Genomic DNA, 22092 nt, shown 5'->3' with positions numbered 1-22092 from the left:
GCACTCCGACTGGCGTGTCCGTGTCAGCGCCAATCGCGATGGCCGCGATGGTGCCGATGGCCGTGGCGGTACCCGTGCCCGTATCCGCGGTAGTACCCCACGGGCGGTGCCACGACCACAGGTGGCGCGTAATAGACCGGGCGAGGAGCCCTGTATACGGGCGGTGCGTACACCACGGGCGGCGGGGCGTAATACACGGGTGGAGGCGAGTAATACACAGGAGCGGCGTTGCCCACCCCCACGACGGCGCCGGGCACGCCCACGCCGACAGACCAGTACACGTCGCTACGTGCCTGGGCGGTGCCTGTGCCCACCAACAGGGCCAGCGCCACACCGGCCGAGGCGGCGGCGGCAAACCAAGAGCGATGTTGGATCATGAAAATCTCCTATGTAGGGGTGTCGCGGCACCCGGGCGCTTGAACACAAGGCGTTTGGACGTCTAACGCGCCAGCACCGTGAAAGGATGGCATGAACAGATGTTCAGGTTGTTTCCGAACGTACCCCGCACCGTTTCCATGCGTAACCGCAGCGGCCGCTCAACAAGCGCTCGCGCCGGTAGTACGCATCTATGCCGCCTAAAATCCCCCGCATGAGCACCCCCGTCCATCACGACACTTCTGCGGAAGCCGCAAAACCCAGCAACTTCCTGCGCCAGATCATCGAATCCGACCTGTCGCACGGTGTGCATGCCCAAAAACACTGGGCGGGCAGCCCAGGCGACGCAGCCCACCACGCCGCCGCAGCGGTTGACCCTGCCAAGATCCGCACGCGCTTTCCGCCCGAACCCAACGGCTACTTGCACGTGGGCCATGCCAAGAGCATCTGCCTGAATTTCAGCCTGGCGCGCGACTACGGCGGCGTGTGCCACCTGCGCTTTGACGACACCAACCCCGAGAAGGAAGATCAGGAGTACGTAGACAGCATCATCGATTCCGTGCGCTGGCTGGGCTTCGACTGGAAAGACCCCGACGGCCACGAGAACCTGTACTACGCCAGCAATTACTTTGGCTTCATGTACCGCGCGGCCGAGTACCTGATCGAGACCGGCAACGCCTACGTGGACGAGCAAACGCCCGAAGAGATGCGCGCCAACCGCGGCGACTTCGGCAAGCCCGGGGTGGACAGCCCCTATCGCAACCGCACCCCTGCGGAGAACCTGGCGCGCTTTCGCGAGATGCGTGACGGCAAGCTCCCCGACGGCGCCGCCGTACTGCGCGCCAGGATCGACATGGGGCACCCCAACATCAACCTGCGCGACCCGGCCATCTACCGCATCAAGCACGCCGAGCACCACAACACCGGCAACCAGTGGTGCATCTACCCCATGTACACCTTCGCGCACCCGATCGAGGATGCGCTGGAGTGCATCACCCACAGCATCTGTACGCTGGAGTTCGAAGACCAGCGCCCCTTCTACGACTGGCTGTTGGACCGCCTGGGGGAAGGCGGCCTGATCGCCCGCCCTCAGCCGCGCCAGTACGAGTTCGCGCGCCTGAACCTCACCTACGTCATCACCAGCAAGCGCAAGCTCAAGCACCTGGTGGACAGCGGCATCGTGAGCGGCTGGGACGATCCGCGCATGCCCACCATTGTGGGCCTGCGCCGGCGCGGCTATACGCCGGCCTCCATCCAGATGTTCTGCGAGCGCATTGGCGTGACCAAGGACTACAGCTGGATCGACTACGGCACGCTGGAGGGCTGCCTGCGCGAGGACCTGGAATCCAAAGCCCACCGCGCCATGGCCGTGCTCGACCCGCTCCCGCTCACGCTGACCAACTGGGCCGAAGTCTTCGGCAGCGACGGCCACGTCGAGGCCTGCAGCCTACCCGCCCTGCCCCACGCGCACGAAGGCCAGGCTGTTCCCGAGCGCCACTTCACCCTGGGCCGCGAGGTCTGGATCGAACGCGAAGACTTCGCCGAAGTGCCACCCAAGGGCTATAAGCGTCTTTATCCTCCCCGGCTCGGGGCGGACGGGCAAATGCTCCCGGGCAACACCGTGCGACTGAAGGGCGGCTACGTCATCGAATGCACCGGCTGCGAGAAAGATGCGGGCGGCCACGTCACCCGCGTGCTCGCCACCGTGGTGTCCGACACCAAGAGCGGCACGCCCGGCGCCGATAGCGTGAAGGTAAAAGCCGCCATCACCTGGGTGGGGGTGCAGGACGGCGTGCAGGCCGAGGTGCGCCTCTACGACCGCCTGTTCACCGACGCCCAACCCGACGCGGGTGGTAAAGACTTTCTGGCCCTGCTCAATCCCGACAGCCTGAAGGTGGTGACTGCCTATGTGGAGCCATCACTGGCGGCCGCCCAGCCCGACGATAAGTTCCAGTTCGAGCGCTTCGGTTACTTCGTGGCCGACCGGGTGGACCACAGCGCTAGCCGACCGGTGTTCAACAAGATCACCGGACTGAAGGACAGTTGGGCGAAATAGCCAGCCGCTGCTCGACAAGCAAATGCCCGCGTCCGCGGGCATTTTTTTGGTCTCAAACCGAACGCCTGCGCATTACTGAGGGTGCACGACGGAAATTCTCCCGGCGCAAAGATGGATTTTTAATAACGATTCTCGTTTGCTTTATCATCCCACCACCTTATTGCCGAGAAAGACTTGAGCCTCATGTCCATGCCTATGAAATCCTTGGTTGTTGCATGTGTTCTGGCCGCTGCAGGCGCCGCAAGTGCGCAGGACCAGGTGGTCAACCTGTATTCCGCCCGCCACTACGCCACCGATGAAGCGCTGTACAGCGGCTTTACCAAGGCCACGGGCATCAAGATCAATCGTGTGGATTCTGATGATGCCGGGATCATGGCCCGTCTCAAGGCAGAAGGAGCCGCATCCCCTGCCGACGTGATCCTACTGGTGGACGCCGCCCGCCTCTACCGTGGCGAGGCCGACGGCCTGTTCCTGCCCGTGCGCTCGAAGGTGCTGGAGGACGCCATTCCCGCGAACCTGCGCGCAACACCGGTCGCCGACGGTGGTATTCCCTGGTTTGGCCTGTCCACGCGGGCGCGTGTGGTTGTCTACAACAAGACCAAGGTCAACAAGGACGATGTGGACACCTACGAAGAGTTGGGCGACCCCAAAAACAAAGGCAAGGTCTGCATCCGTTCCGGCTCGCACCCCTACAACCTGAGCCTGTTCGGCGCCGTGATGGAACACGTGGGCGAACAGAAAGCCGAAGCATGGCTCAAGGGCGTGGTGAACAACCTCGCCCGCGCGCCCAAGGGGGGCGACACCGATCAAATCAAGGCCGTCGCAGCCGGCGAATGCGATATCGCCGTGACCAACAGCTATTACCTCGCCCGCCTGATGCGCTCGGACAAGCCCGAAGACAAGGCCGTGGTGGACAAGGTGGCGGTGGTGTTCCCCAACCAGCAATCGTGGGGCACGCACATGAACATCGCAGGCGGCGCAGTGGCCCGCCACACCAAGAACCAGGCCAACGCCATCAAGTTCCTGGAATACCTGGCCAGCCCTGAGGCTCAGAACTACTTTGCCAACGGCAACAACGAATGGCCCGCCGCCAAAGGCGTGGATCCGGGCAACCCGGCCCTCAAGGCCATGACGGGCGGCCAACCGTTCAAGAGTGAAACCATCCCCATTGGCGCGGTCGGCGCCAACACCGTCAAGGTGCAGCAGATGCTGGACCGCGTCGGTTTCCGGTAAGCCCTCTGCCCCTTGCGCACAGCCCGGCCCTGCCGGGCTGTTGCTTTTCTAGGGAGTGCCGGATCGCTCGGTGATAATTAACGTTTACGTTAACGTAACTTTGGAGACGGACCATGGAAATCAAGGGCAAGGTGTTCATCGTCACCGGCGGCGCGTCAGGCCTGGGTGAAGGCACGGCACGCATGCTGGCCTCAGCGGGCGGCTTGGTGGTGATTGCCGACATGCAGGCCGACAAGGGTGAAGCCGTCGCGCGCGAGATCGGCGGGCGCTTCGTGCGCTGCGACGTGAGCAGCGAGGCCGATGGCCAAGCCGTGGTGGCCGCAGCGGTATCGATGGGCAAGCTCATGGGCCTGGTGAACTGCGCCGGCATCGCCCCTGCGGAAAAAACCGTTGGCAAGAACGGCGCGCACGCGCTGACTTCGTTCAGCAAGACCATCACGGTGAACCTGATCGGCAGCTTCAACATGATCCGCCTGGCCGCAGAGGCCATGTGCAAGAACGAACCCGAAGCCACCGGCGAGCGCGGGGTGATGATCTCCACCGCCAGCGTGGCGGCCTATGACGGCCAGATCGGGCAGGCGGCGTACTCTGCTTCCAAGGGCGGAATCGTGGGCATGACACTGCCCATCGCCCGCGACCTGGCACGCAACGGCATCCGCAACATGACCATTGCCCCCGGCATCTTCGGCACCCCCATGCTGTTCGGCATGCCCCAGGAGGTACAGGACGCGCTGGCCGCCGGCGTCCCCTTCCCCAGCCGCCTCGGCACCCCGCAGGATTACGCCAAGCTGGTGCGCCACATCTTCGAGAACGACATGCTCAATGGCGAAGTGATTCGTCTGGATGGCGCGATCCGCCTTGCACCGAAGTGATTTTTTGATAGCGCCTTGCGCTTGTCTGTATTGGGTTCGAGCCCGATTTCGTATATTTTCTTAACGAAACCAATGCGGACGCAGTCGGTGAGTAACTGCGGTTAGGGCTGGCGGCGCACGGACGCAGGCAAGCGCTGCAGTTCAGCCTCCAAGGCGCGGATGTTGCTCTGGTGGCGGTTCACCGCCAGCTGCGCATCCGCACCGCCCGCCCCCTCCTGCGCCTGCAGGCGCCGCAAGGCGTCGCGCTCCTTGTCCAGTTCATGGTTCAGGATCGCGCGGCGCCCATCATCATCGGGCTGCACGATCACGGGCGTGTGTCCTGGCGAAGCGGCGTGCGCGCGGCCGAAGCACAAAAACCGCTAGTACGTAACAACGTCGGATTTAGCGCTTTTATTGATGCGAATGGACAGATTCTCAGTAGCCCAATGGGGCATGCCGGGAAGGGAGCCATAAACATTCAGCCACGTCGCGGAGCGACGCCCTATATCCGCATAGCTGCTTGGCTGTCGCAATAAATTCTGAAAACACAGAAAAAAAGCCGCTGCAAATAATTTTGCAGCGGCTTTTTTGATATTGGCGGAGTGGACGGGACTCGAACCCGCGACCCCCGGCGTGACAGGCCGGTATTCTAACCGACTGAACTACCACTCCGCGTCGGTGTGACTTTTGCCCTGCTGCTAATGCAACCGAGCCAAGTGCCACAAAACTTGGCGACCCTACGGGGATTCGAACCCCGGTACTCACCGTGAAAGGGTGATGTCCTAGGCCTCTAGACGATAGGGTCAAAACCTAGAAACTTGCAAACCAACAAATCTTGGTGGAGGTAAGCGGGATCGAACCGCTGACCTCTTGCATGCCATGCAAGCGCTCTCCCAGCTGAGCTATACCCCCAAGATGGCGGAGTGGACGGGACTCGAACCCGCGACCCCCGGCGTGACAGGCCGGTATTCTAACCGACTGAACTACCACTCCGCGTCGGTAGCTGCTTGCATTCTTGCGAATCAAGTGCAGCCAAACTTGGCGACCCTACGGGGATTCGAACCCCGGTACTCACCGTGAAAGGGTGATGTCCTAGGCCTCTAGACGATAGGGTCAAAACCTAAGAACTTCCGTTCAAATCATCAGGTGGTGGAGGTAAGCGGGATCGAACCGCTGACCTCTTGCATGCCATGCAAGCGCTCTCCCAGCTGAGCTATACCCCCTTTGACTTCGACATTTAATTTCTTAACTGTCGTCATCACCTGAGCCTTGAATTATAGACAGGTTTTTAACGACTTTTCAATCGCGCGAGGATTTTTTCGCGCCCCAGCAGTTCGAGCACGGCATCCACCGACGGCGTATGCGCGGTACCCATGGTCAGCACCCGCACGGGCATGGCGAGTTGTGGCATCTTCAAACCCAACTGCTTGAGGAGATCCTTGATCGCAGCGTTGATCGCATCCTTGTTCCACGCCACGGTTTCCATGGCGGCGGCAAAGGCGTCGAGCGCCGGTGCGGCGGTCTCAGTCACGTGCTTCGCGAAGTCGTCTGCATCGGGCTCGATGGCGTCCACATAGAACACGCGCGCCCAGCGTGCCAGGTCCACCAGCGTTTCGCAGCGGTCTTTGAACAGCGCGCAGATGCGCGGTAAGCGATCATCAGCATCCAACTGCGCCTCTGGAATACCCGCCTGCACGACGAAGGGCCGGACGAGTGCTGCCAACTGTGCATCTTCCATGGCCTTGAGATGCTGTGCGTTCACCCAGCGCAACTTGGCCTCGTCGAACTGGCCGGCGCTGCGGCCCAGGTGATCCAAGTTGAACCATTCCAGGAATTGCGCGCGGCTGAAGATCTCGTCATCGCCATGGCTCCAGCCCAGGCGCGCCAGGTAGTTGACCATGGCGTCGGGCAGGTAGCCCTCGTCGCGGTACTGCGTCACGGCCTTGGCACCGTTGCGCTTGCTCATCTTCTCACCCTGCTCGTTGAGCACGGTGGGCAGGTGGGCAAACACAGGCACAGTGGCACCCAGGGCCTCGAAGATGTGGATCTGGCGTGGTGTGTTGTTCACATGGTCGTCGCCGCGAATCACGTGGGTGATGCGCATGTCCATGTCGTCCACGCAAACGCAGAAGTTGTAGGTGGGCGTGCCGTCCGGGCGCGCGATGACCAGGTCGTCCAGCTCGCTGTTCTGAAACTCGATGCGACCCTTGCACTTGTCGTCCCAGCCGACTACGCCGTTCTGGGGCGTCTTGAAGCGCAGCACAGGCTTCACGCCTTCCGGCACGGGCGGCAGCACCTTGCCGGGTTCGGGGCGCCAAGTGCCGTCATAGCGGGGCTTTTCCTTCGCGGCCATCTGGCGTTCACGCAAGGCATCGAGCTCTTCCACGCTCATGTAGCAGGGATAGACATGGCCTGCAGCCTGCAGTTGGGCCAGGACTTCCTTGTAGCGCTCCATGCGCTGCATCTGGTAGTACGGGCCCTCGTCATGGTCGAGCTGCAGCCAGGACATGCCCTCCAGGATGACGTCGACCGAGGCCTGGGTGGAACGCTCCAGATCAGTGTCCTCAATGCGCAGGATGAACACGCCGTCGTTGGCACGCGCGAAGGCCCAGGGATAGAGCGCGGAGCGGATGTTGCCCAGGTGGATGAAGCCCGTGGGCGACGGGGCGAAACGGGTGCGTACTTGTTGTTGTGTCATGGCAGGGTGTCCAGGCCTCGGCAGAGGTCGGTCTTCAGGTCGTCGATATGTTCCAGGCCTACGGAGACGCGGATCAGCCCCTGGCCGATGCCGGCCGCCTGGCGCTGCTCTTCCGTGAGGCGCCCGTGCGAGGTGCTGGCCGGATGGGTGATGGTGGTCTTCACGTCGCCCAGGTTGGCGGTGATGGAGCACACGCGCGTGCTGTCGATGACGTGGAAGGCATTCGCGCGCAACTGCGCCGCGCCTTGTCCCACCACGTCGAACGCCAGCACCGGGCCGCCCATGCCGCCCTGCTGACGCATGGCCAATGCATGCTGCGGATGGCTGGCCAGGCCCGAATAGTGCACGCGCGCCACCTTGGGATGTGTGGCCAGCCAGGTCGCCAGTTCCAAAGCCGCAGCGCTTTGCGCGCGCACGCGCAGCGACAGCGTCTCCAGCCCCTTGAGCACCACCCATGCGTTGAACGGCGACAGGTTCAGCCCCGCGCTGCGCATGAAGGTGCCCATGACCTTGTCCACCAGCGCGGTGGTGCCGCACACGGCGCCCGCCATCACGCGGCCCTGGCCGTCCAGCAGTTTGGTGCCCGAGTAGACCACCAGGTCAGCGCCCAATTGCGCCGGGCGCTGCAGCGCGGGCGAGCAGAAGCTGTTGTCCACCGCCAACAGCAGGCCGCGCGCATGCGCGATCTGCGCCAGTGCGGCGATATCGCACAGGTCTCCCAGCGGGTTGGTCGGTGTCTCGGCAAACAGCAAGCGGGTGTTCGGGCGGATGGCCGCCTCCCACGACTGCAGGTCGGTCTGCGAGACAAAGGTCGTCTCTACGCCGAAGCGCGCCATCTCCGACCCGAGCAGCTTGAGCGTGGAGCCGAACATGGACTGCGAGGCCACCACGTGGTCGCCGCTCTTGAGCACGGTAAGCGCCATCAGCAGGATGGCCGACATGCCGGTGCTGGTGGCCACCGCGCATTCCGTGCCCTCCATGGCCGCCAGGCGGCGCTCGAAACTGCTGACCGTGGGGTTGGCGGTGCGGGTGTAGGTGTAGCCCGGCTCTTCGTTGGCGAAGCGGCGTGCGGCGCTTTCGCAGTCGCTCTGCACGAAGCTGCTGGTCATGTACAGCGCCTCGCTGTGCTCGCCCCACTGGCTGCGCGCGACGGCCTCGCGAACGGCGAGGGTCTCGGGGCGCAGCCCCTCGGGCAGGAGTTGATCGGTCACGGTGGCGGTCCTTGTTCTAAAAATTAGGAGCTGGTAGCGCTTGCTACACCTGGACTTCAGGCATTTTTTACCTTGAAACCAAGTACAAACAAGCGCAAGGCGCTCATCTTTTTGATGAGCGCGAGTGTACTCACGCCTCCTGGGCGTTGGGCAGGGACAGCCGGGAGGTGTCTTCCTGCTCCTCTTCACCACCCCGGTTGCGGCCCTCGTTGAGCGCCGTCACTTCCTCGTCGGAGATGTCGCCGGTGATGTACACGCCGTCGAAGCACGAGGCCTCGAACCCCTCCACCTTGCGGTTGATCTTGCCCACGGCCTGCTTCATGGCCTCGACGTCTTGGTAAATCAGTGCATCGGCGCCGATCAACTGGCGGATCTCCTCCACCGTGCGGCCGTGCGCGACCAGCTCGGAGCGCGTGGGCATGTCGATGCCATAGACATTGGGGTGGCGCACCGGCGGCGCGGCAGAAGCCAGGTAGACCTTCACCGCGCCGGCGTCGCGCGCCATCTGCACGATCTCCTTGGAGGTGGTGCCGCGCACGATGGAGTCGTCTACCAGCAGCACCTTGCGGCCCTTGAACTCGCTGCCGATAGCGTTGAGCTTCTGGCGCACCGACTTCTTGCGCACGCCCTGCCCCGGCATGATGAAGGTGCGGCCCACGTAGCGGTTCTTGACGAAGCCCTCGCGGTACGGAATGCCCAGCAGCTGCGCGAGCTGCATGGCGCTGGGGCGGCTGGATTCGGGGATGGGGATGATGGCGTCGATCTCGCTGGGAGGCACGGTGGAGATCACGCGCTTGGCCAGCGTCTCGCCCATGTTCAGCCGCGCCTGGTAGACCGAGATGCCGTCCATCACCGAGTCGGGACGCGCCAAATACACGTACTCGAACACGCAGGGGTTGAGGTGCGGGTTCTCCGCGCACTGCTGGATTTCCACGCGGCCGTCGGTGTGCACGAACACGGCCTCGCCGGGCGCGACGTCACGGTCCAGCACCTGGGTCGTGCCCTCCAGCGCCACGGACTCGCTCGCCAGCATCACGGTGCCGTCCGCGCCGCGGCCCATGCACAGCGGGCGGATGCCGAACGGGTCGCGGAACGCCAGCAGGCCGTAGCCGGCGATCAGCGCGATCACGGCGTAGGAGCCCTTGACGCGCTTGTGCACCGCGCGCACGGCCTTGAATACGTCCTCGGACTGCAGCGGCGCGCCGCTGGTGGCGCGCGCCAGCTCATGCGCCAGCACGTTGAGCAGCACTTCGGAGTCGCTCTCGGTGTTGGTGTGGCGGTGGTCGGTGTCGGCCAGTTCGCCGCGCAGCTGCTTGGCGTTGGTGAGGTTGCCGTTGTGCACCATCACGATGCCGAACGGCGCGTTCACGTAGAACGGCTGGGCCTCCTCCTCGCTGGAGGCATTGCCCGCCGTGGGATAGCGCACCTGCCCCAGGCCGATGGTGCCGGGCAGTGCGCGCATGTTGCGCGTGCGAAACACGTCGCGCACCATGCCCTTGGCCTTGTGCATGAAGAACTTGCGCCCTTCCTGCGTGACGATGCCCGCGGCGTCCTGTCCCCGGTGCTGCAGCAGCAGCAAGGCGTCATAGATCAGCTGATTCACGGGGGCCGTGCTGACCACGCCGACAATTCCACACATAGTTTCGTTCCAGTTTTGGCGGCGGGGTTTCCCGCCGATCACACATCACTCACCGCGGCCGCGCCGCCAGGCCCGCTAGGAAGGCAGATGGCGGCCCAGTTCATCCGGTAGCGCGGGCCTCAACCCCTTGAGCGCCCCCTGCAACAGGGGGGCGGCCTGCGATTCCTTCCACCACGGCGCATCCTGCATCGGCGTCCAGCCGGCCACCAGCACCACGGCCAGCAGCAGCACCAGGCCGCGCAGCACGCCAAACAATGCCCCTAGCGCCCGGTCCGCGGGCCGCAGGCCCACCGCCTCGACCAGTTTCTTGAGCAGCCACGCCACCAGCCCACACGCAAACACCGCACCGACGAACACCACCGCGAAGCCCGCCACATGGCGCCAGGTGGCATCCGCCTGTCCCATGGGCAGCAGCGCGCCCATATCGTCCGCAAACCATTGCGCGGCAAAGAACGCTACCACCCAGCCGGCCAGCGACAGCAACTCGAACACCAGTCCGCGCCATGCACCGATCAGCAGCGACGCGCACAGCACCACCAAGAAGATCCAGTCCAGCGCCGCCATGCGCAACCTTTGAAACGCCGTCCCAGCCCGCCAGCCGGCCTAAAGCGCCAACACCGACGCGGACAGCCCCGCGCCCTTGACGCGGCCGGCTGCCTTGTCGGCGTCCGCACGGCTGGTGAATGGACCCACTCGCACGCGCGTGCGCTTGCCATCCTTGGTGTCGACCACCTGGGTATAGGTCTTGAGGCCAGAGCGCTCCAACCGATCGCGCACCTCGCGCGCCTTGTCGGCGTCCGCGAAGGCGCCTACCTGCACGATGAAGCGGCCCTGCTCCTCGCGCGCAGCGGCCGGCGCGGCGCTGGGCTGCGGGTTGCGGCCTTCGAGCAGTGCGCGGGCGCGCGCGGCATCGTCCTGGCGCGCAGGCTTGGGATCGGGCCGGGGTTCTGGTTTGGATTCCGGTTTGGCCTCTGCCTTGGGCGCGGGCTTGGGTTCCGGTTTGGGCTCGGGCTTGGATTCCGCCGGGGTTTCCGCCTTAGCCGGCACTTTGGGTTCTACGCGCGCAGCGGGCTGCGAGGCCGCTGGCGCACTGCGTGGGCGGGACGCCACCACTTCCTCGCCCGCATCCAGGCCGGAAGTCGCCGGCTCCGCGGCGCGGGGGGTGTTGGCCTCTTGCTGCGGCACCACCAGCGGAGCCACCTTGTGGCGATCGGGAATGTCCATCGCCACATTCACCGGGACCGGCCGCGGCTGGGTGTCGAACAGCAGGGGGAAGCCCACCACGCCCACCAACACCAGTACTGCAGCACCCAGCAGGCGGTGGCGCGCGCGTCGGCGCATTTCCTCAATGCTCTCGGCCTGCGGAGTGCGTGAGCGCTTGGCGGGTTTGTTGGTGTCGCCCGACGGCTCCTGCCGGCCAGGCCAACGAAACTTGAAAAATGCCATGGAGTGCGGACTCGTTATGCGCCCAGATGCTTGGCCTGCAGGCGCGGCACCCCATGCTGGAGCACGCCACCCACCGTGTAGAACGAGCCAAAGACCACAATTCTATCAGCGGGGTCCGCGGCCTCAACGGCCGCGCGCAGCGCCTCCTCGGGGTTGGCGTGCAGGCTGGTGGCGACCTCACGGCGCCCTCCGGCCACCATCTGCAGCGCATTCCATTTCTGCTGCAGGCTGGCGGCCGTCTCGGCGCGCGGCGTGGGCAGGTCGGTGAAATACCAGCGGTCGATCACCGGCCCCACCTTGGCCAGCATGGGCGCCAGATCCTTGTCGGCCATGGCGCCAAACACCGCGTGCGTGGTCGGGAAGTAGCCCATGGCGTCCAGATTGGCCGTGAGCGCCGCCACCGAGTGCGGGTTGTGTGCCACGTCCAGCACCAGCGTGGGCTGGCCCGGCACGATCTGGAAGCGCCCGGGCAGTTCCACCAGCGCCAGGCCGGCGCGCACCGCCTGCGCGGTGATGGGCAGGCGTTCGCGCACTGCCTCCAGCGCAGCGAGTGCGCCCGAGGCATTGACCAGTTGGTTGGCGCCCCGCAGCGCCGGATACGCCAGGCCCGCATAGCGGCGCCCGCGCCCGGCCCACGCCCACTGCTGCTTGTCGCCCGAGAAGTTGAAGTCCTGCCCGAAGCGCCACAGGTCGGCGCCGATCTCGCGCGCATGGTCGATCACGCTCTGCGGCGGCATGGGGTCGCTCACCACCACGGGGCGGCCGGTGCGCATGATGCCGGCCTTCTCGCGGCCGATGGTTTCGCGGTCAGGCCCGAGGAACTCCACATGGTCGATGTCCACGCTGGTGATCACCGCGCAGTCGGCGTCGATGATGTTGGTGGCATCCAGCCGCCCGCCCAGACCCACCTCCAGGATGGCCACGTCCAGCAGCGACAGGCTCATGTGCCGCAGGATGGCGAGCGTGGTGAATTCGAAGTAGGTCAGCGTGACCTCGTTGCCGTTCTGCGTGCGCGCCCGCTCCACCGCCTCGAAGCTGGCCACCAACGACGCGGCGTCGACGATCTCGCCACGGATGCGGCAACGCTCCTCAAAATGCACCAGATGGGGCGATGTATAGACCCCCGTACGGTAGCCGGCCTGCAGGGCCACGGCCTCCAGCATGGCGCAGGTCGAGCCCTTGCCGTTGGTGCCCGCCACGGTGATCACGGGGCAGTTGAAGCGCAGCCCCAGGCGGCGCGCCACCTCGCCCACGCGCTCCAGGCCCATGTCGATGTTCTTGGGGTGCAGCTGCTCGCAGTGGCGAAGCCAGCCTTCCAGTGTCTGCGGAGGAATGTGCATAGCCCATGAATTGTCGCCGAGCCGGGCTTGCGCGATGATCCCGGGCCATGAGTACCCCCACGATCATCGTCTACGGCATTCCCAACTGCGACACCGTCAAGAAGGCCCGCGCCTGGCTACAGGAGCAAGGCTTGGCCTACCAGTTCCACGACTTCAAGAAGCAAGGCGTGCCCGCAGAGCGCCTGCCCGCGTGGATGGCCGCCGTGGGCTGGGAGAAGCTGCTCAACCGCCAGGGCACGACCTGGCGCAAGCTGGACACGGCCGTGCAGGCCGGCGTGATGGACGCCCCCAGCGCGGCCGCGCTGATGTGCGAGCAGCCCTCGGTCATCAAGCGGCCCGTGGTCGAGTGGCAGGGCGGCCCCGCGGGTGACGTGACGGTGGGCTTCAGCCCCGAGGCATGGAACGCACGCGCGGCCAGCCACTCCAAGGCATGAGGCAACACATCTTTACGCAGATTTACGGGTCGGCGCGGGTGTGTTGACGCGCCGGGCTGAAACTTCCCGCAGGTTCGGCGCGTTGTAGGCCGACCGAAAGGAGCTTTTTGCCCATGAACAAGATTTTTGTCCTCGCGGCCCTGGCCACGGCCGCGCTGGCCGCCCAGGCGCAGGAACAGGGCCGCGTGCTGTCGGCCACGCCCATCACCGAGCAGATCGCGATTCCGCAGCAGGTCTGCGGCAACGAAACCATCTACAGCGGCGCTCGCCCCACCTCCGGCGCGGGCGCGGTGCTGGGCGCGATTGCCGGCGGCGCCGCGGGCAACGCCATCGGCGGCGGCAGCGGCCGTGCCGCGGCCACGGCCCTGGGTGTGATTGGTGGCGCGGTGCTGGGCAACCAGATCGAGGGTGGCCGCCCTGGCTACCAGAATGTGCAGCGCTGCACGACCGAAACCTACTACGACAACCAGATCGTCGGCTACGACGTGGTCTACGAATACGCCGGCCGGCACTACAACACGCGCACGCAGACCGACCCAGGCGCGTGGATTCCACTCACCGTGCAGCCGGCGGTGCCGGGAGTGTCGCGCGCTCCCGCCGGATACCCGCCCACCTACGCCCCCACCTACGCTCCCACCTATTCCGGCGGCTATGCGCAGCCGGGCGTGGTGGTGTCCACCCAGCCGGGCCCGCCGGCCTACATCGTGGAGCCGCCCGTCACCGTGATCGAATACCGCGACAACTATGGCCATCCCTACCGGCCGCCCCGCTACCACGACCGTTACTGGCGCTGAGCAGAGCGCCACGGCCTGGCGGCCAGCACGCAGACGGCACATGCCAAAGGGCTCTTCGGAGCCCTTTTTCGTTGCTGCGCGGCAAACGCCGCCCCGCGCCCGCACGGGGTGCGCCGGCACGCGCAGGCTCTAGAATCGATGGTTTGTCCCATCCTCTGCGTCCCCATCCATGACCACCGAAAAAATCGACGGTGTTTCCGTCACCACCCAGGCCAATGTGTACTTTGACGGCAAGTGCGTGAGCCACAACCTCACGTACCCCGACGGCACGAAGAAGTCGGTGGGTGTGGTGCTGCCGGCCACGTTGACCTTCGGGACGGGCGCACCCGAGATCATGGAATGCGTGGGCGGATCCTGCGAATACCAGCTGGACGGCACCGACGCCTGGGTCAAGGTGGGCGCGGGCGAGAAGTTCAGCGTGCCGGGCAATTCCAAATTCAACATCCGAGTGACCGAGGCCTTCCACTACATCTGCCACTACGGCTGAGCATGTTTTAGGCCTCCAACGCTTACCACACAAGCGCGGGCAGCTATCAATTTTCAAGAGAATCCCATGGCAACCATCCTGCAACACCTCCCCGTCGGCCAGAAGGTCGGCATCGCCTTCTCGGGCGGCCTCGACACCAGCGCCGCGCTGCGCTGGATGAAGAACAAGGGCGCCCTGCCCTACGCCTACACCGCCAACCTGGGCCAGCCTGACGAAGCCGACTACGACGAGATTCCCCGCAAGGCCATGGAATACGGCGCCGAGAAAGCCCGCCTGATCGACTGCCGCACACAGCTGGCGCACGAGGGCATTGCCGCCATCCAGGCCGGAGCGTTCCACATCAGCACCGGTGGCATCACCTATTTCAACACCACGCCGCTGGGCCGCGCCGTGACGGGCACCATGCTGGTGGCCGCGATGAAGGAGGACGACGTCCACATCTGGGGCGACGGCTCCACCTTCAAGGGCAACGACATCGAGCGCTTCTACCGCTACGGCCTGCTCACCAACCCCGCGCTGAAGATCTACAAGCCCTGGCTGGACCAGAAGTTCATCGACGAGCTGGGCGGGCGCGCCGAGATGTCGGCCTTCATGACCAAGGAAGGCTTCGGCTACAAGATGAGCGCCGAAAAGGCGTACAGCACCGACAGCAACATGCTGGGCGCCACGCACGAGGCGAAGGACCTGGAGTTCCTCAGCAGCGGCATCCGCATCGTCAATCCCATCATGGGCGTGGCGTTCTGGAAGCCCGAAGTCGACGTGCCGGCCGAAGAAGTGTCGGTCACCTTCGACGAGGGGCAACCCGTGGCCGTGAACGGCAAGGAGATCGCCGACCCTGTGGAGCTGTTCCTGGAATTGAACCGCATCGGCGGCCGCCACGGCTTAGGGATGAGCGACCAGATCGAGAACCGCATCATCGAAGCCAAGAGCCGCGGCATCTACGAAGCCCCCGGCATGGCGCTGCTGCACATCGCCTACGAGCGCCTGGTCACCGGCATCCACAACGAAGACACCATCGAGCAGTACCGCCTGAACGGCCTGAAGCTCGGCCGCCTGCTGTACCAGGGCCGCTGGTTCGACCCCCAGGCCATCATGCTGCGCGAGACCGCCCAGCGCTGGGTGGCGCGCGCCGTGACCGGCACCGTGACGCTCGAACTGCGTCGCGGCAACGACTACTCCATCCTGAACACCGAGTCGCCCAACCTGACCTACGCGCCCGAGCGCCTGTCGATGGAAAAGGTGGAAGACGCGCCGTTCAGCCCGCTGGACCGCATCGGCCAGTTGACCATGCGCAACCTGGACATCTCCGACACGCGCGGCAAGCTGGGCGTGTATGCACGCGCCGGCCTGCTGTCGCTGGGCGGCAATGCCGCGCTGGCGCAGCTGGAAGACGGCGGCGCGAAGAAAAAATAAGCATCAAACAGGCCTCTAGCGCTTGATGGACGTGCGCTAGAAGCTATAAAAACAGAAGCAACCACCCGGCAGGCCTGCCGGGTGGTTTTTTTATGCGCCGTTCAAAGAGCGCTGCGCGGTCCACTGCTCCCACCCCTGTGCGCGCAGTTCGCAGGCGGGGCAGCCGCCGCAGCCGTGGCCCCAGGCGTGCAGGTCGCCGCGCTGGCCCAGGTAGCAGGTGTGTGACTCGCACCGGATCAGTTCGACCAGGGCGTCGCCGCCCAGCCGCTGCGCCAGGGCCCAGGTGTCGGCCTTGCTGCGCCACATCAGCGGAGTTTCCAGCGTCAGCGGGCGGTCCACGCCCAGACTCAGCGCCACCTGCAGCGCCTTCAGCGTGCTGTCGCGGCAGTCGGGGTAGCCGGAATAGTCGGTCTCGGACATGCCGCCCACCAGCACATCCAGCCCACGCCGATAGGCCAGCGCCGCCGCCAGGGTGAAGAACAGCAGGTTGCGCCCCGGCACGAAGGTGTTGGGCAAACCGTCCGCCTGCATGGCGATGGCCACGTCATCGGTCATGGCGCTGCCGCCCAGCTGCGCGAGCACGTCCACCGTCAGCATGTGGTCCGGCCCCAACTGTCCCGGCCACGGCAGGGCGCGCACCCCGTCGATCAGCCGCTGCCGGCAGTCCAGCTCGACGCGGTGGCGCTGCCCGTAGTCAAAGCCCAGGGTTTCCACATGCCCATAGCGCGCCAGCGCCCAGGCCAGGCAGGTCGCGGAGTCCTGCCCGCCCGACAGCAGCACCAGCGCGCGCCGCTGCGGCAGGCGGCTCATGGCGCGGTCGCGAGCGGGGCCGCGCCCTCGCGCATGCTGCGCACGATGGCGGCCAGCGCCACTCCGTAGGCCGGCACGAAGAACAGCAGGCTCACGGCCAGCTTGATGACATAGTCCACCACGGCGATTTCGCCCCAGTGGGCGGCCATGAACGCGTCAGGGCTGCGCCAGAAGGCGATGGAGAAGAACGCCGCCGTATCCAGCGCCTGGCCGAACACCGACGCCGCCGCAGGCGCCAGCCACCACGAGCGGCTGCTCTGGCGGATACGGTCGAACACCTGGATGTCCAGCAGTTGCCCCAGCACGTAGGCGGCAAAGCTGGCAAAGGCGATGCGGAACACGAAGGTGTTGAAGTCACCCAGCGCCGCCCAGCCGTTGAAGCGGCCTTCATGGAACAGCACACCCACCACATACGACGCCACCAGCGCCGGCAGCATGGCGCGGGTGATGACGCGGCGCGCCTCGGCCTTGCCGATGAGCCGCACTGTCAGGTCGGTGGCCAGAAAGATGAACGGGAAGCTGAACGCCCCCCAGGTGCTGTGAAAGCCCAGCAAATTGATGGGCAGTTGCACCAGGTAGTTGCTGGCGATGACGATGGCGATATGGAACGCCACCAGGAGGGAGAGGTACAACGGCACGCGCGATGGTGCCTTCAGCGAGGTCATGGCAGTCCTTTTTGGATGGGACCTCTGCAATACCTGTAGGGATCAGCACGCTGCGAATCGGTATGGGACGCGAAGCGCAAACCACAGCGGTGGCAGGGCCACCCCGAGGATTTGCATCGACGCAGGCCACCGAGCCTACAGAGGCGTGCGGCACTACAGGTGTTGCGGAGGTTCCTGGATGGGGGCGAGGGAACCCATGGTGGCAACAGAGCCGGGGCGCGATTGTAGGCACATTTGCGCATCCCACCCGCGCACAGGGTTGCGCCGCGTATTTTTTTCAAGGCACCCGTCACACAATGCATGCGCCGCACGTCTTAGGGGCATGAACGCGACAACCTCACTCGCCATGGACCAGCACCTCGCCGCCTTTCAGCAGCACCGCCCACGCCTGGCAGGCGTGGCCTACCGCATGCTGGGCAGCCGCACCGATGCCGAGGACGTGCTGCAGGATGCCTGGCTGCGTTGGCAGGCGACGGCCCTGGAGCGCGTGCAGACGGCCGAGGCCTGGCTGATCACCACGGTCACCCGGCTGTGCGTGGACCGGCTGCGCGCCGCGCGCATCGAACGCACGGCCTATGACGGGCCCTGGCTGCCGGAACCGTGGATCGCCGGCGACAGCGCCCCGGCCGCCGATGCACGCGCCGAACTGGCCAGCGACCTGTCCGTCGCGCTGCTCGTGGTGCTGGAGCGCCTCACGCCCGACGAGCGCGCCGCCTTCCTGCTGCACGACGTGTTCGACAGCGACTACCCCGAGGTGGCGAGCGTGCTGGGCAAGAGCGAGGCCGCCTGCCGCCAGCTGGTGCACCGCGCGCGCGCCCAGGTGCGCCAGCGCAGGGCGCGCTTCACGGCCACACCCGAGGCGTCGCGTGCGCTGGTGGAACGCTTCGTGCAGGCCATGCGCACGCAGGACCATGCGGCGCTGCTGGCGCTGTTCGCCGAGGATGCGCAGTGGACCGCCGACGGCGGGGGCAAGGTGCGCGCGGCCGCCAAGCTGCTGCACGGGCCGCGTGCGATCGCACGCCTGGCCGCGTCGGTGTGGCGCCTCTACCTGAGCCACCAGACCATGGAGGCGGTGGACGTCAACGGCGGCCCCGGGCTGCTGCTGCGCGACGCGGGCGGCGCGCGCGCCGTCATGGCCTTCGAGACCGACGGCGTACACATCCACGCGGTGTATTCCGTCCTCAACCCCGACAAGCTGCGCGGCCTGTAGGCCTGCGCGCTTCGCCCGGCACCGTCTGCGCGGCGGCGCCGCGTTCACCCCTTTTTTCTCACCCCCCTGCAAGGAGCCTTCCATGTCCTCAGCCCCCCGCATCAACCTCCCTGGCCACGCCGCAAGCTATGCCGCCATGTACGGCCTGCAAAAGCACGTCGATGCGGGGCAACTACCCGTGCAGTTGCACGAGCTGGTAAAGATGCGCGCCTCGCAAATCAATGGCTGCGCGTTCTGCATCGACATGCACGCCCGCGAGGCGCGCGAGCATGGCGAAAGCGACCGGCGGCTGCACCTGCTCAGCGCCTGGCGCGAGAGCGGCGTGTTCGATGCGCGCGAATGTGCCGCACTGGCCTGGACCGAGGCCCTCACGCGCCTGGAGCAGTCGCAGGTGCCCGACGCCGTGTACGACGAGGTGCGCGCGCAGTTCAGCGAAGCGGAGATCGTGGAGCTGTCGATGGCCATCGTCACGATCAATGGCTGGAACCGGCTCAATGTAGCGTTCCGCACCCCGCCCGGGCGCTACACGCCGGCGTGAACTGGCGCCGCAGACGGCAACCTTGACCCAGGTCATGCACGCGCGACGGAGGCGGCCGCCCTGCCCGCCAGGCATGGGGGCAGCGGCGCACAATGACCGCAAGCCCTGGCCAGGCTGGGGCACTGCAAGGAAAGGAAGCTGCCATGACCTCATCCCCGGCCTCCGCGCTGCCCTCGTCGCCCGCACCCGCGGGCGGCTCCACGCTCACCCAACGTGCCGGCCTGTGGGTGGCCATTGCCGTGCTGCTGCTCATTGCCTTCATGCCCGCGCTGCCGGGCCTGCCGCAGGCCGGGCAGATGATGCTGGCCGTCCTCGCGTTCGCCGTGATTCTGTGGATGACCGAGGCGCTGGACTATGCGGTGAGCGCCGTCGTCATCGGCGCGCTGATGATCGTCCTGCTGGCCATCAGCCCCGTGCCAGGCAAGGAGGCGGCGGGGGCCATGATGGGCACACGTGCCGCGCTGCCCTACGCGCTAGGCGGCTTCAGCAACAGCGCCGTGGTGCTGGTGGCGGCGGCCTGCTTCATCGCCGCGGCCATGACGGCGACGCAGCTGGACAAACGCATCGCGCTGCAGGTGCTGTCGTACGTGCCCGCGCGCGCCAACCACGTGGCGATGGGCGCGATCCTGGTGGGCTTTCTGTTGTCGTTCATCGTGCCCAGCGCCACGGCGCGCGTGGCCTGCCTGATGCCGATCATGCTGGGCTTCCTGTCGGCCTTCGGGGCGCAGCGGCGCAGCAAGTTCGCGGCGCTGGTGGTGATCACCGCCGCGCAGACCGCCAGCGTGTGGAACATCGGCATCAAGACCGCCGCCGCGCAGAACATGGTGGCCATCGGCTTCATCGAGAAGCAGTTCGGCCAGACCATCACCTGGGGCGAGTGGTTCGTGGCTGGCGCGCCGTATTCCATCGTGCTGACCTTTGCGCTGTACTTCATCATGACGCGCATGCTCAAGCCCGAGATGGACCACATCGCCGGCGGGCGCGAGGCCATCCATCGCCAACTGGCCGAGCTGGGCCCCATGACCGCCAACCAGTGGAAGCTGCTGGGCATCACGCTGGTGCTGCTGGGCTTCTGGGCGACCGAGGGTGTGCTGCACGACGTGGACACCACCACCTCCACCATCGTGGCCATCGCACTGATGCTGCTGCCGCGCCTGGGCGTGATGGGCTGGAAGGAGTCGCAAAGGGGCTTCCCCTGGGGCACGGTGCTGCTGTTCGCCGTGGGCATCGCCATGGGTGCGGCCCTGCTCAAGACCGAGGCCGCGCCCTGGCTGGCCCGCCTGATCGTGGACAGCCTCGGCCTGGCCAACGCCACGGCATTTGCCATCTTCATGCTGCTGGCCCTGTTCCTGATCGTGATCCACCTGGGTTTTGCCAGCGCCACAGGCCTGGCCTCCACCATGATTCCGATCATCATCAGCGTGCTGCAGGCGGTGCAGACGCCGGGCATCAACCCCATCGGCATGACCATGCTGCTGCAGTTCGTGGTCAGCATCGGCTTCATCCTGCCGGTGAACTCGCCCCAGGGCATGCTGGCCTACGGCACCGACACCTTCGACATCAAGGACTATGTGCGCACGGGCCTGGTGCTCACCGCCGTGGCCATCGCGCTGCTGGTGGTGTTTGCGCTGACCTACTGGCCCTGGATGGGCTACATGACCCTGCCGGCGCACTGAGGCCCCTTCGCCGGCCGGTGGGCCATGCGAATCCAGACATTTTTGGCCTGTAGCCCTTTACTGATAAGCGGTAGCAGCTATCAAAAGGTTAGCAGCTACCGCCTGCTAGACCACCACCGGCTCCGGCTCCAGCCGGATGCCGAAGCGCTCGTACACGCTGGTCTGGATGGCGCGCGCCAGCGTCATCACCTCGCCGCCGGTCACGCTGTCGTCGGGCGTGCCGCGGTTGACCAGCACCAGCGCCTGCTTGTCGTACACGCCGGCCTTGCCCACCGTCTTGCCCTTCCAACCGCAGGCGTCGATGAGCCAGCCCGCCGCCAGCTTGATGGTGCCGTCGGGCATGGGGTAGTGCACGATCTTCGGGTCGCGCGCGATGATGTCCTGGCACTGCTCGGGCGTGACCGTGGGGTTCTTGAAGAAGCTGCCGGCGTTGCCGATCACGGCCGGGTCGGGCAGCTTGGCACGGCGGATCTCGCACACCCAGTCAAAGATCTGCTGCGCCGTGGGCCGCTCCACGCCCGCCTCCTGGCGCTTGCGCTCCAGGTCCAGGTAGCCCAGCTCAGGCGCCCAGTCCTTGCGCAGCAGAAAGCGCACATGGGTGATGACCGCGCGCCCGGCCAGCCCCATGCCGCGGTGCAGCCCCCCACCCTCGTGGGGCGCCTGGGGCGCGGCATGCTTGAACACCGAGTCGCGGTAGCCGAAGGCGCACTGGGCTGCGTCCAGCGTGAACGGGCGGCCCGTGGCCAGGTCGATGGCAACCAGGGAATGAAAGCGGTCCTGCAGTTCCACGCCGTAGGCGCCGATGTTCTGCACGGGCGCTGCGCCCACGGTGCCGGGAATCAGCGCCAGGTTCTCCAGGCCGGGGTAGCCCTGGGCCAGCGTCCAGGCCACGGCCTCGTGCCAGACCTCGCCCGCGCCGGCCTCCACGATCCAGGCCTTGTCGGTCTCTTCCAGCAGGCGCAGGCCCTTGATCTCCATCTTCAGCACGAGGGGCTTGACGTCGCCGGTCAGCACGATGTTGCTGCCGCCCCCCAGCACGAACACCGGCTGGCGCTCCAAGCGGTGGTCGCCCAGCAGGTCGTGCACGTCCTTGGCCGAGCGCACGCGCACCAGGGTGTGCGCACGTGCGGCGATGCCGAAGGTGTTGTAAGTCTGCAGGGGAACATTTTTCTCGACTAACATCGACCGGATTGTCGCACCCGCCCCCAGGCGGGCG

The 22092-nt window shown here is 66.0% G+C and carries 21 protein-coding genes and 6 tRNA genes; 10 read left to right on the top strand and 17 right to left on the bottom strand.

Features of this window, described 5'->3' with window-relative positions:
* Nucleotides 1–23: 23 nt before the first annotated feature.
* Nucleotides 24–377 carry a hypothetical protein gene (locus MRB47_RS08590; protein WP_011804882.1) on the bottom strand — a complete coding sequence of 118 codons (354 nt, stop codon included), beginning with the start codon at nt 375–377 and terminating at the stop codon, nt 24–26.
* A gap of 212 nt (nt 378–589) precedes the next feature.
* Between MRB47_RS08590 and MRB47_RS08585 the strand changes: the two genes are divergently transcribed.
* The 3 genes from MRB47_RS08585 to MRB47_RS08575 all read left to right on the top strand — a co-directional run bounded on the left by MRB47_RS08585 (nt 590) and on the right by MRB47_RS08575 (nt 4536).
* Nucleotides 590–2431 carry a glutamine--tRNA ligase/YqeY domain fusion protein gene (locus tag MRB47_RS08585; RefSeq protein WP_252102443.1) on the top strand — a complete coding sequence of 614 codons (1842 nt, stop codon included), beginning with the start codon at nt 590–592 and terminating at the stop codon, nt 2429–2431.
* Nucleotides 2432–2614: 183 nt separating this feature from the next.
* Nucleotides 2615–3664, top strand: a complete 1050-nt coding sequence (locus MRB47_RS08580) for an extracellular solute-binding protein (RefSeq protein WP_172207208.1) — start codon at nt 2615–2617, stop codon at nt 3662–3664.
* 113 nt (nt 3665–3777) lie between these two features.
* Nucleotides 3778–4536 (top strand): 3-hydroxyacyl-CoA dehydrogenase, encoded by a 759-nt coding sequence (locus MRB47_RS08575; protein ID WP_135148718.1) that lies wholly within the window; start codon nt 3778–3780, stop codon nt 4534–4536.
* A 101-nt stretch (nt 4537–4637) separates the two neighbouring features.
* Here the strand turns inward: MRB47_RS08575 and MRB47_RS08570 are convergent, their stop codons facing one another.
* From MRB47_RS08570 to folC, 13 genes are all read right to left on the bottom strand, one after another.
* On the bottom strand, nt 4638–4844 hold the full coding sequence (locus MRB47_RS08570; protein WP_103737993.1) for a hypothetical protein: 207 nt from the start codon (nt 4842–4844) through the stop codon (nt 4638–4640).
* Nucleotides 4845–5110: 266 nt separating this feature from the next.
* A tRNA-Asp gene (locus tag MRB47_RS08565) sits at nt 5111–5187 on the bottom strand.
* Nucleotides 5188–5244: 57 nt separating this feature from the next.
* Nucleotides 5245–5320, bottom strand: a tRNA-Glu gene (locus MRB47_RS08560).
* A gap of 31 nt (nt 5321–5351) precedes the next feature.
* Nucleotides 5352–5427 (bottom strand) — tRNA-Ala (locus MRB47_RS08555).
* Between the two features lie 4 nt (nt 5428–5431).
* Nucleotides 5432–5508 (bottom strand) — tRNA-Asp (locus MRB47_RS08550).
* Between the two features lie 46 nt (nt 5509–5554).
* Nucleotides 5555–5630: transfer RNA gene (locus tag MRB47_RS08545), tRNA-Glu, on the bottom strand.
* Between the two features lie 32 nt (nt 5631–5662).
* Nucleotides 5663–5738 (bottom strand) — tRNA-Ala (locus MRB47_RS08540).
* A 65-nt stretch (nt 5739–5803) separates the two neighbouring features.
* Nucleotides 5804–7213 carry a glutamate--tRNA ligase gene (gltX, locus tag MRB47_RS08535; RefSeq protein ID WP_252102442.1) on the bottom strand — a complete coding sequence of 470 codons (1410 nt, stop codon included), beginning with the start codon at nt 7211–7213 and terminating at the stop codon, nt 5804–5806.
* Nucleotides 7210–8424, bottom strand: a complete 1215-nt coding sequence (locus tag MRB47_RS08530) for an O-succinylhomoserine sulfhydrylase (protein WP_252102441.1) — start codon at nt 8422–8424, stop codon at nt 7210–7212. The genes gltX and MRB47_RS08530 overlap by 4 nt, the downstream gene beginning before the upstream one ends.
* A gap of 130 nt (nt 8425–8554) precedes the next feature.
* Nucleotides 8555–10063 carry an amidophosphoribosyltransferase gene (gene purF, locus MRB47_RS08525; protein WP_252102440.1) on the bottom strand — a complete coding sequence of 503 codons (1509 nt, stop codon included), beginning with the start codon at nt 10061–10063 and terminating at the stop codon, nt 8555–8557.
* A gap of 75 nt (nt 10064–10138) precedes the next feature.
* Complete coding sequence (locus tag MRB47_RS08520) at nt 10139–10627, bottom strand: CvpA family protein (RefSeq protein ID WP_011805893.1); 489 nt, start codon at nt 10625–10627, stop codon at nt 10139–10141.
* Nucleotides 10628–10666: 39 nt separating this feature from the next.
* Nucleotides 10667–11509 (bottom strand): SPOR domain-containing protein, encoded by an 843-nt coding sequence (locus MRB47_RS08515; RefSeq protein ID WP_011805894.1) that lies wholly within the window; start codon nt 11507–11509, stop codon nt 10667–10669.
* Nucleotides 11510–11523: 14 nt separating this feature from the next.
* Nucleotides 11524–12849, bottom strand: coding sequence for a bifunctional tetrahydrofolate synthase/dihydrofolate synthase (gene folC / locus MRB47_RS08510; protein WP_011805895.1), 1326 nt, complete (start codon nt 12847–12849; stop codon nt 11524–11526).
* A gap of 47 nt (nt 12850–12896) precedes the next feature.
* Between folC and MRB47_RS08505 the strand changes: the two genes are divergently transcribed.
* The 4 genes from MRB47_RS08505 to argG all read left to right on the top strand — a co-directional run bounded on the left by MRB47_RS08505 (nt 12897) and on the right by argG (nt 15977).
* Nucleotides 12897–13283, top strand: coding sequence for an ArsC family reductase (locus MRB47_RS08505; RefSeq protein ID WP_252102439.1), 387 nt, complete (start codon nt 12897–12899; stop codon nt 13281–13283).
* Between the two features lie 113 nt (nt 13284–13396).
* Nucleotides 13397–14077, top strand: a complete 681-nt coding sequence (locus MRB47_RS08500; protein WP_252102438.1) for a glycine zipper 2TM domain-containing protein — start codon at nt 13397–13399, stop codon at nt 14075–14077.
* Between the two features lie 169 nt (nt 14078–14246).
* Nucleotides 14247–14564, top strand: coding sequence for a pyrimidine/purine nucleoside phosphorylase (locus tag MRB47_RS08495; RefSeq protein WP_011805898.1), 318 nt, complete (start codon nt 14247–14249; stop codon nt 14562–14564).
* 66 nt (nt 14565–14630) lie between these two features.
* The gene (gene argG / locus MRB47_RS08490; protein WP_011805899.1) at nt 14631–15977 is read left to right on the top strand and encodes an argininosuccinate synthase; all 1347 of its coding nucleotides are present in this window, start codon (nt 14631–14633) and stop codon (nt 15975–15977) included.
* A 90-nt stretch (nt 15978–16067) separates the two neighbouring features.
* Here argG and queC read toward each other — a convergent pair whose 3' ends face one another.
* Complete coding sequence (gene queC, locus MRB47_RS08485) at nt 16068–16787, bottom strand: 7-cyano-7-deazaguanine synthase QueC (protein ID WP_011805900.1); 720 nt, start codon at nt 16785–16787, stop codon at nt 16068–16070.
* Nucleotides 16784–17452 (bottom strand): 7-cyano-7-deazaguanine/7-aminomethyl-7-deazaguanine transporter, encoded by a 669-nt coding sequence (locus tag MRB47_RS08480; protein WP_015913664.1) that lies wholly within the window; start codon nt 17450–17452, stop codon nt 16784–16786. Before MRB47_RS08480 ends, queC begins: the two co-directional genes overlap by 4 nt.
* Before the next feature lie 346 nt (nt 17453–17798).
* Between MRB47_RS08480 and MRB47_RS08475 the strand changes: the two genes are divergently transcribed.
* From MRB47_RS08475 to MRB47_RS08465, 3 genes are all read left to right on the top strand, one after another.
* A complete protein-coding gene (locus tag MRB47_RS08475; protein WP_252102437.1) occupies nt 17799–18662 on the top strand; it encodes an RNA polymerase sigma-70 factor in 864 nt (287 codons plus the stop codon).
* Nucleotides 18663–18744: 82 nt separating this feature from the next.
* Entirely contained in the window at nt 18745–19200 is a 456-nt protein-coding gene (locus tag MRB47_RS08470; protein ID WP_252102436.1) for a carboxymuconolactone decarboxylase family protein, read from the top strand.
* A gap of 143 nt (nt 19201–19343) precedes the next feature.
* Complete coding sequence (locus MRB47_RS08465; RefSeq protein WP_252102435.1) at nt 19344–20876, top strand: DASS family sodium-coupled anion symporter; 1533 nt, start codon at nt 19344–19346, stop codon at nt 20874–20876.
* A 105-nt stretch (nt 20877–20981) separates the two neighbouring features.
* Here the strand turns inward: MRB47_RS08465 and murB are convergent, their stop codons facing one another.
* On the bottom strand, nt 20982–22058 hold the full coding sequence (gene murB, locus MRB47_RS08460; protein ID WP_015913668.1) for a UDP-N-acetylmuramate dehydrogenase: 1077 nt from the start codon (nt 22056–22058) through the stop codon (nt 20982–20984).
* Between the last annotated feature and the right edge of the window lie 34 nt (nt 22059–22092).

This window comes from Diaphorobacter sp. LI3 (genome assembly GCF_022807955.1).
GTDB classification, from domain to species: domain Bacteria; phylum Pseudomonadota; class Gammaproteobacteria; order Burkholderiales; family Burkholderiaceae_C; genus Diaphorobacter; species Diaphorobacter nitroreducens.
The sequence above is the reverse complement of the archived record's forward strand: the minus strand, read 5'-3'. Positions and strand labels throughout refer to the sequence as shown.